This is a genomic window from Oleiphilus sp. HI0117 (assembly GCF_001635235.1).
In genome coordinates this window covers 1-1,793 of record NZ_LWGA01000944.1, presented here as the reverse complement: position 1 = coordinate 1,793, position 1,793 = coordinate 1, and the positions used below count along the sequence as shown (strand labels likewise).

Annotated in this window: 3 protein-coding genes; 2 read left to right on the top strand and 1 reads right to left on the bottom strand. The window is 42.7% G+C overall.

The window, feature by feature from the left end:
• Window positions 1–464: glucosaminidase domain-containing protein (locus tag A3757_RS16900; protein ID WP_197470097.1), on the top strand; the 464-nt coding region annotated here is incomplete at its 5' end.
• 166 nt (window positions 465–630) lie between these two features.
• Window positions 631–1,515 carry a MipA/OmpV family protein gene (locus A3757_RS16895; RefSeq protein ID WP_068506506.1) on the top strand — a complete coding sequence of 295 codons (885 nt, stop codon included), beginning with the start codon at window positions 631–633 and terminating at the stop codon, window positions 1,513–1,515.
• Between the two features lie 74 nt (window positions 1,516–1,589).
• Here A3757_RS16895 and A3757_RS27670 read toward each other — a convergent pair.
• Window positions 1,590–1,793: hypothetical protein (locus A3757_RS27670; RefSeq protein WP_231878304.1), on the bottom strand; the 204-nt coding region annotated here is incomplete at its 5' end.

Here is a 1,793-nt window from a genome sequence, read left to right as displayed (position 1 = left end):
AGGTTGTGCCAACTACCAACCCAAGTCAGACACTTGGCAGACTGCTAGAGCGTGTTGATACCGTCCCTGCTTCTATGGTACTGGCACAAGCGGCCATTGAGTCTGGCTGGGGGACCAGTCGTTTCGCTAAGCAAGGAAACAACCTATTTGGCCACTGGTGCTTTAAAAAAGGATGCGGTCTTGTACCTAAATTCAGGAATGAGAACCAACAACATGAGGTAGCTCAATTCGAGACTATAAATGAATCCATCAGGGCCTATCTGATGAACCTAAATAGCTTCTCGGCATATGATGAATTCAGGAAACTACGCGCTAAGTTCAGCAGCACAAGCAAGCAAGACATGAGCAGCCTAGATCTACTGCCCGGACTTTCCCCTTACTCCGAACAAGCTGAGCGTTATATTGAGAAAGTTCGCATCATGATCGAAAGCAATAACCTCACTCAATATGACCTAGCCGGCTAATAAGGGTTAGCATTATTCAGAAATATCACGAATGATGTTATCCAGATCTCATCGTTTAAATTCAATAAGATATAGAATACAGAAATATTCAAGGACTCAGCATTCTCTGAACGCTTGGAAATTAAGTAATTAATCACACATGGAACTACCCAGGTAATTTATCACTATGGAATTCAACTCTCGTAAACTCTTATCATTGGCTGCAATAACACTGTCTTTGGTGCTTTGCTCGTCCGCAACTCAAGCAAGGGTACAAGAGCCGGTTCCAGTCTATGAAGACCATCTTTCTATCGGCCCCGGCATTACATTTGGGTCGGCACCCTATATAGGACATGATGGCACCTACTCCTTTTTACCGACTTTCAGTTTTCAGTGGGGAAATTTGTTCGGCTATAACAATCATGATGAGCCACTAGTTGGCTTCGAGTTATTCAGGCATAAGCGTATTATGTTTGGCCTTGCGGTAACATCGGGACGAACATTTTTGGATCTTGAGAATATTAGCGCTGATATGGAAGAGTTGTACTGGGGCATTGATGAAAATAGGGATAGGTCTATTGAGGCTGGCTTTATCTTCCGTTTCTTTTCCCGTGTTGGACTTGTTGAGATTAAGGCTTTTCACGATGTCATCAGCACCTATTCTGGCCCACGATCTTCAATTAGCTGGTCTCGTCCTTTCCCAGACACTGGGAATTGGACAATCACACCTCGCATGTTTATTAAGCATTATGGTACGAAATACAACTCATACTATTATCAAGTAACCGAAGCTGAAAATAGGTTAGCGGAAGAGGATGTTATTGAAAAATATGGTGCTGGCGAAGATGACGCCAATATCGATTATTATCAAACTATTACCAGACCTCAATATGAGCCTGGAAATAGTGGACATGTCGGGTTCGACCTTACCGTCGAATACAGCATATCTGACAAACTAACCGCGACGGGCTACCTTGCCATAGAGAAATTTTCAGGCGAAATAGAAACCAGCCCCTTAATAGAAGATAAAGAACTGATTCTAGGTAATATCGGCCTGCGATACAATTTTTAACCTGCTCCTTCTTTTGGCAGCGCACCTCAATCACATTGCGCTGCCAACCCTCACCCAAGTTAAACCTGTTGCACCTAAATTTCATTTAAGACAAAAGCCATTTTACTCTTTGTAAAACCGTTTATAATACAGACATAATTAGTGGTATCGTTTGTATCACCCACTCCCAAGCCCTTATAACCCCGCTTTACTAGGTAGGTGTAAATGTCTGATATTAATGAAACTGCGATTAGCAGCTTAAACGAAGCGTCCTCCGCTATTTCAAATCTCGCAAACTC